The following is a 15,036-nucleotide window of genomic DNA, read 5'->3' as shown; positions in this document are numbered from 1 at the left end:
GGGTCGGTCCCGGAGTCCCGGAACCTCCCCGGCTCGTCGGGTTCCCACTGTGTGGGATTCCACGTCCTTTAGGGCGTGCGAGGACATCAATCGTCGAGCAGTCGTCGATGGCTCGCCCAGGCCGACTCGTCCTCCCAGATGCGCACGGTGAGCTCCATCGAGGCCGGGTCGTCGAGAGCGGTCTCGACGCGGTCGCCGAACAGACGGGCGAACCGCTCGACGCTTGGATTGCTCCCCTCGAACTCCGGAAGCTCGTTGAGTAGCGTATCCCGGTAGCGCTCCTCGAGATCGTCGAGAACGGCATTCACGTCGTCGATATCGAGGAGGTAGCCGTACTCGTCGAGCGACGGACCGGCAAACCGCGCTTCGACGACGAACTGGTGGCTGTGGATTTCGCCTTCGGGTCCGGGATCCGGTACCGTCAGGAAATGCTGTGCGATGAACTCGCGCGTGACCGTAAGTTCGTACGGCCGATCGATTGCTGTGGTCATGAGTATGTCAGGAGGACCTGCAACGTCGGTTCGGTGCGCTCATCGAGCAGCCGGTACGCCGATGGGGCGTCGATGAACGGGATCCGATGGCTCACGAGCGATGCGACATCGAGCACTCGAAGGCGATCGAGTGCGGTGTCCAGCCGGCGTGCTTTCGTCCAGCGACCGCGAGTGGCGGGCGACAGCGTGCTCACTTGACTCGACTCGATGGTGACGTGGTTGCGGTGGAAATCGGTGCCGAGATCGAGCGTCGTCGGCTTGGTCCCGTACCACGAGCCGACGATGACACGACTGTCGTATCCCGTGACGTCGGTGGCGTCGTCGAGTGCGTCCGGCTGCCCTGAGAGTTCGTAGACGAGATCCGCGCCATCGTCGTCGATGCCGACTGCGGTCGACAGATCCGCCGGCGAGAGGGTTTCGTCGGCACCCAGCCGTCGGGCGTGTTCGCGGCGCTCGGCGAGTGGGTCGACCACGACGAGTCGGTCGAGGGGGAACGAAGCGAGCACGCCGATAGTGCAGAGCCCGATAACGCCCGCACCGAAGACGATCACCCGTTCGCCGATGCGGGGACGGCCGTCCAGAACGAGCGAGGTTGCGGTCTCGACCGCCGGGAGCATCGCCATCGCTTCCGGTGTCACGTCCTCGGGAACCGGTACGAGGTCGTCGGGCGACGCGGCGAAACGTGATTCGTGGGGGTTGAACGCGAAGACGGTCCGACCTGTCCAGTCGCTCGGGACATCGATACCGACCTCGATCACCTCGCCGACCGCGGCGTAGCCGTACCGAAGCGGAAAGGAGAGATCGCCGTCCAAGGCATCGATCGTCTCGTCGGCCGGGCGGTCGGTCGGGACGTCCCCACGGTAGATGAGGAGTTCGGTGCCCGCGTTGATGGCCGAAACTCGTGTCTCGACGACGACCTCGTCGTCGGCAGGCGTGAACGTCGTTTGCCTGCGTTCGGTTTCGTGGGGGCCAGTGAAACGAAGCGAGTATCGGTCCATCAGTCGTCGGCCGCGAGCCCGTCGACGCCCTGTATTCGCGTCCCGGTCTCTCTGCACACCTCCAGTGCGTGTTTGGCCTCGTCACCGGCTTCGTGAGCCGTCGCTGCGCGGCCGATGCCGACCTGTAGGTCGATGCCGGTCGTCTCCCGAACGTGCTCGACGGTCGCATCGAAGGCCGTTGGGTCGAGCGAGGGACAGACGGCGATGACGTTGTCGCCACCGACGAAGTGGGCGACGCTGTCGTGGTGCTCGCGGAGGTACGTCGCGAGTTCGAGCGTCGCCCGTTTGACTGCCAGATCCGCATCGACGGCGTTCCGACGATCGGTGAGCGAGCCCGTTGCGTCGACGATATCGAAATGAGCGACCGTGACACGCTCGGTCGGTGCGTCGCCGACATCGTTCGATGCCGCGGCGAGCACTTCGCGCCTGGTGGCGTCCTGTGCGCTCCCGACCGCCTGCAGCTGCTCGCTGGCGAGACCGAGCGCTTCGGCGGGTGTCGATGCGCGGCCGACGCCGATGCTCACCGTCACGGGCGAGCGGTTCCTGACGCGGCGTTGGTAGCGCGTATGCGTCTCCGTATCGATACCGTTCGTCACGGCGAACATGTTGTCGAACCGGCCGTAGAACGCATAGCCGTCCCGTTCGCCGACGAAATCGGCGAAGTCAGCGTACAGTGTGGCCTGGAGCGACTGGAGATCGGTTTCTCGCCGCGGTTCGGGCGTCACCGTCCACGGTCCGTACTCGTCGATCTGGACGAGCGAGAGCTGGACCACTTCGTTCGCTGAACTGTTCACGCCCTATTGAATGGTGGATTGATAATCATTCTTCCGCAAGGGGATATTTGGACGGAGACGGTGTGCGAACGGTGATTGTCGTCGGCTGTGGGATCGTTTCGTGGCTGCGATAGCTATCGCTCGAACGCTGGATCCGCGAGCGTCTCGATCCGCGCCATCTCCTCGTCGGTGAGTCGGCATCGGGCAGCCGCGAGGTTGTCGACGATGTGCTGGGGGTCGATGCTGGACGGGATCGGGACGACGCCCCGTTCGACGTGCCACGCCAGCACGACCGCTGCCGGCGAGACCCCGTTCGCATCGGCGATCTCGAGAAGCTCCGGTTCGCTGAGCAGGCCGGGTGCGGACAGCGGCGAGTGGGCCATCACCCTGATGCCGCGCTCGTGACATTCGTTGACGAGGGCAGTTCGTGGCTGGTAGGGATGGGATTCGATCTGGACGATCGCCGGCAGAACGCGGGCCACGTCGATAACCGTCGTCAGCTGGTCGAGCGAGACGTTACAGAGGCCGAGCGTTCGCGTGTGGCCGCGGTCCACGAGGGTCTCCAGTCGTCGCCACGTCTCGGACAAAGGGACAGTCGCCGTCGCTCGGGTGCCGTCGTCATCGGTCGGGAACGTCAGTGCCTCCTGTTCGGCTGGCGATTTCGCGGCGAGGTTCCGGAGCGGTCCCTGATAGGTCCACGCGTCGGGCCAGTGGAGCATGTAGCAGTCGAGCGTATCCACGCCGAGTGCGTCCAGACTCCCCTCGCACGCTTCGACGAGATGTTCGTGGTTGGTGTTCCAAGCCTTGCTCACGAGGAAGAACCCATCACGGTCGGGTGTCCCCGGAGCGTCGAGGAGGTCGCCGATCCGTTCCTCGTTGCCGTAGAGCTCCGCGGAGTCGAACAGCCGATAGCCGGCATCGTATGCGGTTGCAATGGACTCCATGCGGTCGACGTACTCGCCATCCCGGTAGCGTGAACAGCCGAAACCGATGGGAGGGAGCCGAATCGCCGTGTCGCGACTAGTCTTGTCGGCTGACGTCGATCGTCCGTCGGTGGCTGCAGGACGGATCGCTGGACCATCCGGCGTGTGATGTTCGACGCCATGATCGGCCACCGACGCCGGATCACCCGACGAGGCCGCCGTCTCGACTGCGTTACAGATCGCGACGACGTGTGCGGCGCGGCGACTTCCGGCGGTCGGCCGTGCCCCGCGCTCGACTGCGGCAGCGAGCCGTTCGGGCCCGTCGAGATACGAGCGCTCGCGCCGCGGTTGCGGCTGCGGGGCCGTAACGTACTCGCGTCCGACGGCACCGACTGAAACACTCTCCGCGTCGGCTGCAAGCGCTCCGCTGTCAGCGAGATAGAGCGAGCCATCATCGCCGTGCAGTTCGAGCCCGTTGAACTCACGACTCCAGTGGGGCACGTAGCGACTCGCCGACAGTCGGATCACTGGCCCGCCCGCGAACTCGATGGTCGCCTCCATATGAGCGGGGCGGCCGACGGACTCCGATTCTCGATCGGACCACACGTCGAGCGCGTCGGCGGTGCGAACGCGCTCGACCGGCCCGAACCAGTCGACGAGAAGATTGAGTGGATAGACGGCACCGTCGTACAACGGGCCGACGGCGAGAAACGAGTCGGGATCGTCGTGCCATTCCCGGACGCGGCCGACGTGGGCGTGGACGTAGCCCAGTCGCACCGGACCGAGACGGCCGTCGCCGAGAAACGATCGGGCGTGTCGCTGGGCATCACACCGATGGTTGATCGGCGCACAGTCGAGCGCGAGCCCTCGCTGCTCGGCAGTCGAGACGAGGGCCATCGCCACGTCGGCATCGAGCGCGAGCGGTTTCTCGCTGAAGACGTGGCGATCGGCCGCGAGACAGCGCTCCGTGACCGTCGCGTGGGCCCCGTGGCCCGTGAGATTGACGACGAGCGGTGCGGATTCGTTCGCGAGAAGCTCATCGAGATCGGTGTACGCGGTGAGCCCGTGGGTCGTCGCGAACCGATCGGCCCGTCGCTCGTCGAGATCGCACACTGCAGTCAGTTCGAGCGGCGACGCGGAGAGATCGGTCGCGTATTTCTCGGCAACCGCTCCCGCGCCGACGAACACGATCTGCATGCCCTGATTTCAGAACGGTGAGACAAAAACGTGGAGGCCGTGGAGCTATCATCGATCGCCACCGATTCACGCTATGGCTCGGATCGCCGTCCTCCACAACACGCTCGATTTCCATGGCGGAGCCGATGCCGTCTGTCTCACCGTCTGCGAGGCGCTCCAGCGAGACCACGATATCACCCTGTTCACCGTCTCGGAGACGGCACCCGCAACGCTCGCCGACCGGTTCGACGTCGCGCTCTCTGATATTCGGGTGCGAATGCCGCCGGGCGCAGCGGCAGTTGCGGGCGCGCTCTCGGGTGCCGCACCGTGGATCGGACCACAGCTCGCGTTGCGGAGCGTACTCCTGGAGCGATTCTTCCGGTCGTCGGCCACAGCATTCGATCTCGCGGTGAGTACGGCCAACGAACTGTCGCTTTCGATACCATCGGTGCAGTATATCCACTACCCACAGTTTCACCTCCATCGACTCGCCGATGGTGATTCCGGTCGCCTGAACCGACTGTGGAGCCGACGTGCGGGCCCCAGCAGTTCCGAACTCGCCCGTGAGGAGACCATGCTCCTCGCGAACTCCTCGTGGACGGCGGACGTCGTCGCCGATATTTACAATACCCGACCAGCGGTCCTCCATCCCCCTGTCGACCCGATCCCATGCGAGCTGGCGTGGGAACAGCGCGAAGACGGACTCGTCGCGGTCGGCCGGCTCGCGCCGGACAAACAGCTGCTCGACGTGATCGCAGTGGTCGACGCGGTCCGTGATCACGGATACGATCTCCATCTCCACGTGGTTGGGGCTGCACCACGAGCGTACCGACGCTACGCCGAACGGGTTGCCGCCGCGGCCAACGAACGACCATACGTCAGTCTGGAGCGTGACGTCCCACGCAATCGGCTCGAACAGCTGCTATGTACTCACAAGTACGGGCTGAACATGAAGCAAGGCGAGCATTTCGGGATGGTTGTGGCCGAGTACGTCGCTGCTGGAATGGTCGCATTCGCCCCGGCAAGTGGCGGTCAACAGGACGTACTTGGGAATCGTCAAGGCCGACTCTTCGATTCGGTCGATGAAGCCGTCTCGCTCATTACCAATGCGATGGCGGCCAACGATCCACCCGAGCTGCAGCCCGATCGGTTCGCCCGGGAACAGTTTCAAACCTCGCTCCGACGATACGTCGACGACTCCCTGACTGCGTTGAATCGCTAGATGGGATGGGGACAGCAAGCGGATTGGGAGTGGTGCCCATCCCACTCAGGGGGCACGGCTGCCTTCCACTAAGGAGACCGTACCCCAATCCCGGGAAACAGGTCTACGGCAATGGGTTTGATCGTTGCGCCAGGCAAGCATCCTCGGTGAGTCGATAGCTAGTCAAGTGTATCATATCACATAATTGACATCAGATCTCGTCACCAGAATCCACCCCACTGCAGTCGCTCGGCGTTGCCACCGGTAGCGTAGCACGCAAGGACTGATCGTCGCTTCATGCCACTCGATGGTTCGATGTGGATCCGGAACTGTAGATCGTTCTGAAGTATCTCTGCAGCAAGCGTCGTCGCTCGATCCGATTCGGCAACGAGTTCACCGGTGGTATCTGCTCCAACTCTCACTACCCCAGAATCCACATGGACAGTCATACCCGCACCGAGATAGACTTGACATCCTCCACACGGCTAAAGCCGTGGGATTCCTCCGGTGGGGTCTCGTCGGGCATTAGCGCCCCACCCCCCGGAAGCAACTTGCGGGTTTGTGCGCGCTTCTTTGGGACTTTCGTGAGAGTGTGACGACTCCGCCCATTCGTGGGCGTCCCACTCGAATCGCACGGGCCGTGCCATCGGCCTTGCTACCATCGCGTGTCGCTGAAGGAACGTTTTGGACGCTACCAAATCCGCGTGTCCCTCGAACCCACATTCGCAGGTGAGCGTGTCCTGATGTCGGGTGGTTCGTTCCGTCGAACCACACCGAGGACATTCCTGCGAGGTCCACGCTTCGGTGCGTTCGATTACTTCGATACCGAACTCCTCGGCGGTGGTTTCGAGACGGTCGATGAACGCACGAAACGCCCAGAAGTTGTGCGTCTTTTCGTTCGCTCGCACCGACCAGTGCGTTTCGAGAACGTCCGTGAGCGCGCCCACGTACACCGTTGAAACACCCTCGTCGCACAGGCGTTCCATGAGGTCGCGGGCAAGCGCATCCTGCATATGGTCGCGTCTCTTGATCCGCTTTCGATACAACCGACGAATCCGCTTCGACGTGTATCGGCCTTCGCGGAGTTTTGATTGTAACCGGGCGATTTCTCGCGTGGTTGCCCGGAACCGCTCGAATTGGTCGCGTCCGGCGTACAGGAATTGTTTGCCAGTCGTGGTCGTACAGGCGACGAGGTTGTTTGCGCCGATATCCAGAGCAGCCGATTCGTCGGCTAATGGTGCTCCGAGTCGGGGGTGAGAATCCGCTACCTCGACCGGCTGATAGGCTCTGAACTGGTCGCGTTGCTCGTCGTACTGTATCTCCAGCTGGCCCTGTTCGCCGCCCCACCGTGGGTCGCCGCGCACTTCCAAACGAAGTCGCCCGGTCAGATCGTACTCGTCCTTGAGGCCTTTGCCGATGGGGATTTCGAGACGTGAACGTTCGCCCCACTGAATCGTGTATTGGTCGTTCCGACCGTACCAGCGGAGGTCGCGTCCGTCTTCTTCGTTGCCCCAGTAGCCGGGCAAGCCTTTGTCGGGTTCGTCTGAATTGAAGAACCCTTTCCATGCTTGGTCGTTCTTCCGAATGGCTTGCTGGGCCGATGCGGAACCGAGGACTCCGATGTACCGCTTCCGGTAGTCCTCGGTCTCCCACACCGTTTCGCCGTCGAAGAACTGTTGGCGGCGTTCGTAGGTGAGTTCGTTCCACAGCGAAGCGGTCGCATCCATCACGCGGCGAAGTAGCTCCTCGTCCGTCTCGGACATAGGAACCACCTCAAACGTGTTGGTCCGCCTCACCGGATTCTTCTACGACCGGAACTAACATAAACCTATGGATTCTCGTAGTACGTGTGTCGAAGTACATCAATATCGAAGTACCGGACGAATCAGAGTACGAACGACTCTCTCGCGCGAAGGACGACCACGGGTTGACATGGCGCGGGATGTTGATTCTCGCGGCTGATGAGCTTGAGGACGATTGAGACCCGGCATAGCAATAGCCGGTTGTTTTCTTCCGATTCGTCCGCTCAGACCCACGAGTAAACTCGTGGGCTTCCGCTTGATTGCGTGTCACCGTCCGGTCTATCGATGGTCCTGAGAACGACGTGATCCCCACTTCGTGTGCTAAACGTGTTCATGAGTTTGTTGTACGATGACGGTCGTCGTTGATCAGTACTTCCGGTCGCACCGGTTATGACGATTGGGTCGACCACGGTACTGGAACGGACAGGCGTGCAGAGTGGTATCTGGTACTGTCACCGATTGATTTGGATGGCAGTATGAGTTTGCTTCCAAAACGAACTGAAGAGCGATATCGAGGGGCGATCGACTAGTCAAATGATTTTATAATACAGCTTCCAAGTTATTGGATTTTCGATAGATTTACCACGCCGCTGATCGTAGAATCACCAATGGGTAGCTCCGAGACGGCGAAGATCGACAGTCTCGCGCCGAGCGCCAAACTCGTCGTAAAAGTGCTCGAATACGAGGGTCCACTGACGCAAAAAGAGCTCATCCGCCAGTCGCATCTCTCGAGTCGGACGGTGCGAAACGCGCTCAACCAGCTCGAACGTATCGATATGGTTGAGAAGGGAATCTGCATCGACGACGCTCGACAGAACAGCTACCAGCTTGTATCCGACGGTGATCTGGTCGAGCAAAGTGACGATTGAATCGCCAGCGAGTATCGCTAGTTGTCCACTCTGGCTCAACAGCCCAGTAGCTGATACGTTGTAGGAACGAAGCGGATGAATCAGTGACCTGATTCACCCGCTATCCGGATTTGTGAGTGATGAACCTACCCTTACTCAAGGAAGTTCTCACAGATCCGGACGAGTTCATTTCGAACGCCCAGTTGAAGTCTCTTGCTCTGGAGATGCTGGAGTTGATTCCGATGGAAGGGATCGAGGGCTCCGGCCTCGATCCCGAGGAAATCATGGAAGTCGTGCTTCGGGCCGCTGTTGGAACCACATCGGTCAACGGGGTCACGACGAAGACCAGCGATACGCCAAACCGGGAGACCGTGATGGACTGGCTCCATACCCTCCAGAAACCCGCCATACTGGACGCTGTGAACGATATTCTTGCGTTGGTCGCAATGACGGTTCTCGACCGTGGCGGGTCGAGAACCGTCTGTATCGACTTCATGGACAACCCGTTCCACGGCCATCCGGAGGACGAAGACGAGTTCAGGAGGATGCAAGCCCGTGACGGAACAACGAAGTGCCACCGCTATTGTACAGCGTTCGTCATCGCCCGGGGAAAGCCGCTGACCCTCGCCGTAGAGCCAGTAGCTGGCGAGGACAGCAAGGCCGACGCGGTCGAGCGCGTGCTCGCCCGCGTCGAGACCTATCCCTTCGAGATCGAGCGGATTCTCATCGATAGAGCTGCCTTCAACGGGGAACTGATCGGTGTGCTTCGTGAGACGGCTCCGCCAGTCTTTCCGGTCAAGACCGGGAAAGACTCGCTCCGGGAGAAGCTTTCGGTCAACGCGTCATACATGACCGAAGAGACGATCTGTGAAGGCAAGGAGTACGAACAAACGTACCCGCTGGCGGTAAACGTGACCTATCAGAACGGTGATCGAGGAAAGTCCGGTGTGAAACGGACGGGATACGCGGCGTACGGTCTGGAAGACCGCACGCCAGCGCAGGTCGCGACAGTCTACGACAACCGGTCACGGATCGAGAAGAGCTACGAGAAGTTCCGTGAAGCGCGTGCCCTCACAACAACGCCATCGACGACGATTCGGTTGTTCTACGTGGGTGTTGGCTTTCTGTTAGAGCAGTTGTGGGTCGTGCTCCAGTGGGCGGTGCTCGCCCAGCCACGACGTGGCGGGCGAGCACTTCCGGTGGAATTCACGTTCAGTGATGGGTTTCTCCACGGAGTCGAACGAGTGTTAGACGATGAACTCGGGTGGAAGGAGAAGTATCGAACGAACGGGGTGGGATTGCCGGCGGGATGCGATCACGGACTCGCCTGAGCCGCCTCGCTTCGATCGAAGCGAGGCTGGCGAGGAGCGACAGCTATCTCCTACGGGCACAGTTGTCCCGGAATCACCAACGAGAGATCCGTAGCTCGACAGATTCTCTTCAGTGGAGTGCCTCTCGCACATGCTACACTGGGACTCCGCCTCACGTCTGGCCGATTTCTACGCACTTGCTCGTACCGTGACTGGTAGAGTGGACAACTAGCGAGTATCAGCCTGCAGTAGAGAGAATCCATTGATTGCGTTCGTAGAAGCCGTGTGAGATCAAGGGGCGAGAGCGTGTAGACAGGGCAATTGGGATCTATTGGAGCGTATCAGTCGACGCCGTCAGTTTCTGTCGTGTCTCGAGGCCGGTCCGAAATCGCTCGATGATCTCGTCTTGGTGGTCCGGACACGCGAGGACGGCAACGGCGCCGTTCTGTACCGGAATGAGAGGGTGCTGTGGATTGTACGGGACGAAATGACAGCTGGGGCAGTTGATACCGCCGGCCGGGCGGTGCGAGAGGAGTTCAGCGGTATCCTCTGTGGTGAGTCCACAGATGGAGGTGAACTGCTCGAGATGGTCGTCACAGCCAACGAGGGGGAGTGTGAGCTGATCCAGAAGGAGAAAGGAAATCGAGTGATCGTGCTGTGAGCTGAGGGCGGACTCGCATGCATCACAGGGGATCGACGGATGGCTTTGAAAGTCGTCGTGTGATTGCTGGGAAGCGTCTGCTGGAGGCACAGGCAGGGTTCGTTCGCCAAGCGGGTAAGGTATTGGGGAAGTCGTGTGGCCAAGCAGATGGGAGAGCCACGTCCGAACGCCTCCGAGAAACGATATCTGGGGAGCAACCACGGTCACTACGGTTCGAAAGCGGCGATAGCGGATCACGCATCAGATCGTCGAAACGCATTGGTCAGGAGTCGGCCAGCTGCTATCGAGAAACCGGCAGTAGCACGACAAAATTTACGCGATTCCCGCCCGCCCTTCAGCCTCGTTCCGCTCGGTGTCGAATAATTGGCAACCGAATATATGATCCTCAATGATCTGTTCTTGAACTCTTCCTTAAGGTACGATCAACGCGAAAACGTGGGGATACGTGCGAACGGAGAGACATGACGACCATTCCCCACGTTTGCTGTCTGACTCCGGGACGCAACCGCGTTTCAGTTGAAAGATCGTGATGGTAAATAATTTATGGTCGGTTGGCAAGCGAGCGAGCCAGCATGATGCGATGCGAGCGTGAAAATTCCACGATCTCAGCCATATATTAGCATCAACTATTTAATACTGATCTGAAAATCGGCTGAGAACTGACGGAGTCTTTTTCTCGACCAGTAAAGAAGTGAGAGGTAATGTCAGACATAACTATTCCCGTTGATGACGCTATCGACGTACACGCACACCTGATGCCCGATCGGCTGATGGCTGCTATTCGCGAAGCACTGACCGATGCTGCAGGATGGGAGTTCGATCATCCGACGGACAGAACGGCGCTTGAGGCTGCTCTCCGTGAGGCCGGTATCGATCAGTACGTCGCGCTACCGTACGCCCATAAGTCGGGTATGGCCGCCGAGCTCAACGACTGGCTGCTCAAGGAAGCGAAAAGTTCCAGGATGTGTCTTCCGTTCGCGACGGTCCATCCCGCCGACGATGTCCACGCGGTCGTCGAAGCAGCCTTCAAGAACGGTGCTCGGGGGCTAAAATTCCAGTGTCCCGTCCAGGAGGTGGCGCCGGACGATCCGCGCTTGGATCCCGCCTACGAACTCTGTGTCGAGTACGACCGACCTGTGCTCCACCATGCTGGCACCGCGCCGATGTTCGGGGACAGTCCACACGTCGGAATCGAACGGTTCCGACAGTTCCGCGAGCAGTTTCCGGAGGTGCGAGCCTGCTGTGCACACATGGGAACCTTCGAACACGAGGCGTTCCTCGATATCGCCCGGGCCGACGAGAACGTCTATCTCGATACCAGCTTTGCGATGGCGACGGTCGTCGATCGTCACGTCGAGTTCGATCCGGCCGTCATCGATGACGGCGTCTTCGAGGAGCTCGCCGGCCGGATCATGTATGGTTCTGACTTCCCGAACATGCCACACGCCTACGAGCGGGAGTTCGAGGGATTGATTCAACGGAATCTCTCGGAAACGGCATTTGAAGCGCTCTTTCGTGGTGCGGCGGAGCAGTTCCTCGGCGAGGTGTAGTCGCCTGAATCGACGTTTTTGATGAAATCTCCAGTAGTGAGCAATGGATTTCCCTGCCGTCGTTGGGATAGTATCGACCTCGAAATCCAAGCAGACACCGTCTCACAACGCCCGAAACGTACGGATCGTATCGCGCTCGCTCGGTTCACACGAGAGTTGGACACACCCGAGATCAGAGAATATTCGCTTCCAGTTCCGGAAATAAAGTGGGAACTCGTCGTTGACGTAGCTCACGGTTGCATCCGCTCGACCACGCTGTGGGCCGTTACCCTCGTTTTCAGCGGTTATCAGCAGACCGCCGGTGATGCGAGCCAGCTCCTCGAACACCCACGTGTTCTGTGGTTGAATATGCTGCAGAGTTTCGACCGAGTAGACGAGGTCGAAGGCGTCGTCGGGGTACTCAGGAACGAGCTCCTCGATCAGCCCTGTTTGAAACGTGCCTGTTGCAGCGAGTTCGGGATACTGATCGGCCATCACGGCAAACGACTCGTCGTTGATGTCGATACCCGTGAGGTTGGTGAACCCGTTCTCACGAAGGCGGGTGAGATGGCGACCGGAGCTACAGCCGATTTCGAGAATCGCGGCGTCCTCAGACAGGTAGTAGTCACACGTCGCAGCGAGAGTCTCACTGACGTTGTTCGCGCCGAGCTGGGCGTAGTATGCCGGCGAAAATTCTCCTGAGCGTTCGGCCCAGCCACGATGGTTATCATCCGGTTCCACAGGGATGCTCAGGAATCCAGAGGTAAAACTCCATCTTTGCCAGCCATGCGGATCCACTGGTCGGCGCGAACATCCGTTCCGAAAGCGATTGACCTGGATACCAGAGACGGGTTGGTGATCAACGGATGAGCTAGGCATGTCCCGGAAATTGGCTCCAAGCGGTTCCGTACCGCTGTGTTTTCTTCACCACGATTGGCGGCTGGAATCCACTCGGAGAGATCGAAGACAGCCAATACAACATGCAAATTTCATATAGTTCATTATTTAATCAGGTAATGTAATTCGATCGACATCATTAAGTGTATTCGATCGCCAGGTGAGTTGTAACTTATCATGGCCCACGGTGATGGTGACCAATCGAACGTCATCTACGACATCGAAGAAAAGCCTCCACTCGGGGAGGCGATCCCACTAGCGTTCCAGCACGTGCTTGCGATGGTGCTCGGGAACATCGCGGTGCCGCTCATCATGGCATCGGCGATCGGGCTCGCAACCGGGGAGACGACGTTCCTCGTCCAGATGGCACTCATCGTCGCGGGCGTCGCGAGCGTGATCCAGGCTTATCCCGCCGGCCCCGTCGGCGCGAAACTCCCGATCATGATGGGGACGAGCTTCGCGTTCCTCGGCACGCTGCAGCTCATCGCCGACAACGCCGGACTGGCGACGATATTCGGTGCCGCACTCGTCGGCTCGCTCCTTCAGACCTTCATCGGAGCGAACTACGAGCGGTTCAAGCCACTGTTTCCACCGCTGGTCAACGGTGTCGTCGTGATGCTCATCGGCCTGACGCTCATCCCCACGGGGATCGACTACGCCGCCGGTGCGTCCTCCGGCCCGGGTGCGGCGGGCTACGCCTCGCTGATGAACCTCGGCGTCGCCTCGCTCGTCTTCCTGGTAATCTTGGCACTGAACCAGTTCTTCAGTGGCATCCTCCGCATCGCGAGCGTGTTCTTCGGCATCCTCTTGGGTTATGTCGTCGCGGTGTTCCTCGGCATGGTCGATTTCGCACCGGTTGCGGATGCGGGCTGGTTCGCGGTCCCGGTCCCGCTGAAGTTCGGCATCGCGTTCGATCCGGGGGCGATCATCGCCATCTCGGCCGTGTACGTCATCGTTGCCATGGAGACGATCGGCAACATCTCGGCGATCGTCTCCGAGACGGGACGGAACGCTTCGAACAGCCAGATCCGTGGCGGGCTGCTCGGTGACGGCATCATGAGCGGTGTCGCGGCCATCTTCGGCGCGTTCCCGAACACGTCGTTCGCACAGAACGTCGGTCTGATCAGTTTCACCGGCGTCGCCAGCCGGTTCATCGTCGGTATCGGCGGTGTGATCCTCCTCGTCGGTGGGTTCATCCCGAAGATCGGTGCGATCATCACGACGGTACCCGATCCCGTCCTCGGTGGCGGGACGCTCATCCTCTTCGCACAGATCTTCACCAGCGGCCTCAACATCATCCATCGTGAGGTCTCGCTCACCCAGCGCAACACGACGATCATCGCCGCCGCTGCTTCGCTTGGGCTGGGCGTCACCTTCCGCCCCGAACTCGTCCAGAACCTCCCCGAAGTGGTCCAGCCGCTGATGGGCTCGGGCGTCGTCATGGGCGGGTTCGCCGCGCTCATCCTCAACGTCCTCCTCCCGCAGTTGAGTTCCGTCGAGGGGTCGCCCGAAAAGGACATCGCTGCCACGGAGGTCAACGACTGATTGGCCATCGTTGTTCGCGCTCTCGAATGCACTGACCCACAGCTGTCACCCTAGTGTGACACAGTCGAATCGATTCCTCTTTTTAAGTGTCGTGAGATAGCCGCTGTCACCATAGAACGTCGATTAGAGGTCCATACGTGGTGTAATATCGATTTTGAAAAATTGCGACTGTCAGCATCTTTATTAGCGTGCCTTTCACAAAGAAAAGCGTGCAACGAGCGCTCGTGGTCGTCGAAGGTACCGAATCGACGAAGGAACTCGTGCGAGAAGCCGGCGAGCTCGCCGAAGGCGTTGGAGCCGAACTGTTCTTGCTCCACGTCACGACCGAGGAACAGTTCAGCGAGTACGCCACCTCGATGGCCGACATCCCCGAACGAAACGTCGGCTACGGCGGCAAGCGGGCCCGTGAGGGCGCACGGCTGTTCGCCGAGGATATCGGTATCGAGATGTTCGATGGGCTCGACGTCGAGTACGAGGCCATCGGTGCTCTTGGTGACTCAGCTTTGCACGTTAAGTAGCGCCGCGTTGTAGGCGAGGGTAGCGGACGATGCTGCCAATCACAGATCTTCTGTCGTGTACGGAGCCAANGCTTTGCACGTTAAGTAGCGCCGCGTTGTAGGCGAGGGTAGCGGACGATGCTGCCAATCACAGATCTTCTGTCGTGTACGGAGCCAATCAACGAGTTCGAGTCACTGTCGCCCGAGCAACAGCACCACGCGAAAACCTACACCACAGGTCTTGTTGCCGCCAGCAACAAGACCGTGGCTGGGATCGCACGCGAGGTCATTCCCTCACAGGGCAAACGAGCAGTCAACAAGTTCCTCACCGAGTACGATTGGGACGAGGATCAGGTAAACCACGAACGCCTCGAAGAGTTGCAGA

Annotated in this window: 13 protein-coding genes and 1 pseudogene; 8 read left to right on the top strand and 6 right to left on the bottom strand. The window is 60.2% G+C overall.

Going from position 1 to position 15,036, the window contains the following annotated elements:
* Nucleotides 1-86 precede the first annotated feature (86 nt).
* The 4 genes from C448_RS07940 to C448_RS07925 all read right to left on the bottom strand — a co-directional run bounded on the left by C448_RS07940 (nt 87) and on the right by C448_RS07925 (nt 4,382).
* Entirely contained in the window at nt 87-491 is a 405-nt protein-coding gene (locus tag C448_RS07940; RefSeq protein ID WP_004053646.1) for a 6-pyruvoyl trahydropterin synthase family protein, read from the bottom strand.
* Nucleotides 488-1,489, bottom strand: a complete 1,002-nt coding sequence (locus tag C448_RS07935; RefSeq protein WP_004053644.1) for a zinc-dependent alcohol dehydrogenase — start codon at nt 1,487-1,489, stop codon at nt 488-490. Before C448_RS07935 ends, C448_RS07940 begins: the two co-directional genes overlap by 4 nt.
* Nucleotides 1,489-2,283: a GTP cyclohydrolase IIa gene (locus C448_RS07930; RefSeq protein WP_049916177.1), complete on the bottom strand. Its 795-nt coding sequence runs from the start codon at nt 2,281-2,283 to the stop codon at nt 1,489-1,491. The genes C448_RS07935 and C448_RS07930 overlap by 1 nt, the downstream gene beginning before the upstream one ends.
* Before the next feature lie 113 nt (nt 2,284-2,396).
* On the bottom strand, nt 2,397-4,382 hold the full coding sequence (locus tag C448_RS07925; protein ID WP_004053640.1) for an aldo/keto reductase: 1,986 nt from the start codon (nt 4,380-4,382) through the stop codon (nt 2,397-2,399).
* A 73-nt stretch (nt 4,383-4,455) separates the two neighbouring features.
* Between C448_RS07925 and C448_RS07920 the strand changes: the two genes are divergently transcribed.
* Entirely contained in the window at nt 4,456-5,583 is a 1,128-nt protein-coding gene (locus C448_RS07920; protein ID WP_004053638.1) for a glycosyltransferase, read from the top strand.
* A gap of 464 nt (nt 5,584-6,047) precedes the next feature.
* Here C448_RS07920 and C448_RS07915 read toward each other — a convergent pair whose 3' ends face one another.
* Nucleotides 6,048-7,358 (bottom strand): IS200/IS605 family transposase, encoded by a 1,311-nt coding sequence (locus C448_RS07915; protein WP_049916176.1) that lies wholly within the window; start codon nt 7,356-7,358, stop codon nt 6,048-6,050.
* A gap of 614 nt (nt 7,359-7,972) precedes the next feature.
* Here C448_RS07915 and C448_RS07910 point away from each other — a divergent pair.
* The 4 genes from C448_RS07910 to C448_RS07895 all read left to right on the top strand — a co-directional run bounded on the left by C448_RS07910 (nt 7,973) and on the right by C448_RS07895 (nt 11,733).
* Complete coding sequence (locus tag C448_RS07910) at nt 7,973-8,233, top strand: MarR family transcriptional regulator (RefSeq protein ID WP_004053633.1); 261 nt, start codon at nt 7,973-7,975, stop codon at nt 8,231-8,233.
* Between the two features lie 119 nt (nt 8,234-8,352).
* Nucleotides 8,353-9,543, top strand: a complete 1,191-nt coding sequence (locus C448_RS07905; protein WP_004053631.1) for an ISH3 family transposase — start codon at nt 8,353-8,355, stop codon at nt 9,541-9,543.
* Nucleotides 9,544-9,931: 388 nt separating this feature from the next.
* Nucleotides 9,932-10,183: a hypothetical protein gene (locus C448_RS07900; RefSeq protein WP_004053629.1), complete on the top strand. Its 252-nt coding sequence runs from the start codon at nt 9,932-9,934 to the stop codon at nt 10,181-10,183.
* Between the two features lie 701 nt (nt 10,184-10,884).
* Nucleotides 10,885-11,733: an amidohydrolase family protein gene (locus C448_RS07895; RefSeq protein WP_080503176.1), complete on the top strand. Its 849-nt coding sequence runs from the start codon at nt 10,885-10,887 to the stop codon at nt 11,731-11,733.
* A gap of 102 nt (nt 11,734-11,835) precedes the next feature.
* Here the strand turns inward: C448_RS07895 and C448_RS07890 are convergent, their stop codons facing one another.
* On the bottom strand, nt 11,836-12,453 hold the full coding sequence (locus C448_RS07890) for a class I SAM-dependent methyltransferase (RefSeq protein WP_004053624.1): 618 nt from the start codon (nt 12,451-12,453) through the stop codon (nt 11,836-11,838).
* Between the two features lie 333 nt (nt 12,454-12,786).
* Here C448_RS07890 and C448_RS07885 point away from each other — a divergent pair, with 333 nt between their 5' ends.
* From C448_RS07885 to C448_RS07875, 3 genes and pseudogenes are all read left to right on the top strand, one after another.
* The gene (locus tag C448_RS07885; RefSeq protein WP_004053621.1) at nt 12,787-14,154 is read left to right on the top strand and encodes a uracil-xanthine permease family protein; all 1,368 of its coding nucleotides are present in this window, start codon (nt 12,787-12,789) and stop codon (nt 14,152-14,154) included.
* 209 nt (nt 14,155-14,363) lie between these two features.
* Entirely contained in the window at nt 14,364-14,672 is a 309-nt protein-coding gene (locus C448_RS07880; protein ID WP_239640548.1) for a universal stress protein, read from the top strand.
* 117 nt (nt 14,673-14,789) lie between these two features.
* A pseudogene (locus C448_RS07875) lies at nt 14,790-15,036 on the top strand (IS701 family transposase); the annotation flags it as partial.

The organism is Halococcus morrhuae DSM 1307 (genome assembly GCF_000336695.1).
GTDB lineage: Archaea > Halobacteriota > Halobacteria > Halobacteriales > Halococcaceae > Halococcus > Halococcus morrhuae.
The sequence above is the reverse complement of the archived record's forward strand: the minus strand, read 5'-3'. Positions and strand labels throughout refer to the sequence as shown.

Bases quoted from the DNA above. Each gene is read 5' to 3' on its own strand.
- C448_RS07905 (WP_004053631.1), top strand. From the start codon at position 8,353: ATGAACCTACCCTTACTCAAGGAAGTTCTCACAGATCCGGACGAGTTC.
- C448_RS07940 (WP_004053646.1), bottom strand. From the start codon at position 491: ATGACCACAGCAATCGATCGGCCGTACGAACTTACGGTCACGCGCGAG.
- C448_RS07895 (WP_080503176.1), top strand. From the start codon at position 10,885: ATGTCAGACATAACTATTCCCGTTGATGACGCTATCGACGTACACGCA.
- C448_RS07925 (WP_004053640.1), bottom strand. From the start codon at position 4,382: ATGCAGATCGTGTTCGTCGGCGCGGGAGCGGTTGCCGAGAAATACGCG.
- C448_RS07935 (WP_004053644.1), bottom strand. From the start codon at position 1,489: ATGGACCGATACTCGCTTCGTTTCACTGGCCCCCACGAAACCGAACGC.
- C448_RS07910 (WP_004053633.1), top strand. From the start codon at position 7,973: ATGGGTAGCTCCGAGACGGCGAAGATCGACAGTCTCGCGCCGAGCGCC.
- C448_RS07885 (WP_004053621.1), top strand. From the start codon at position 12,787: ATGGCCCACGGTGATGGTGACCAATCGAACGTCATCTACGACATCGAA.
- C448_RS07920 (WP_004053638.1), top strand. From the start codon at position 4,456: ATGGCTCGGATCGCCGTCCTCCACAACACGCTCGATTTCCATGGCGGA.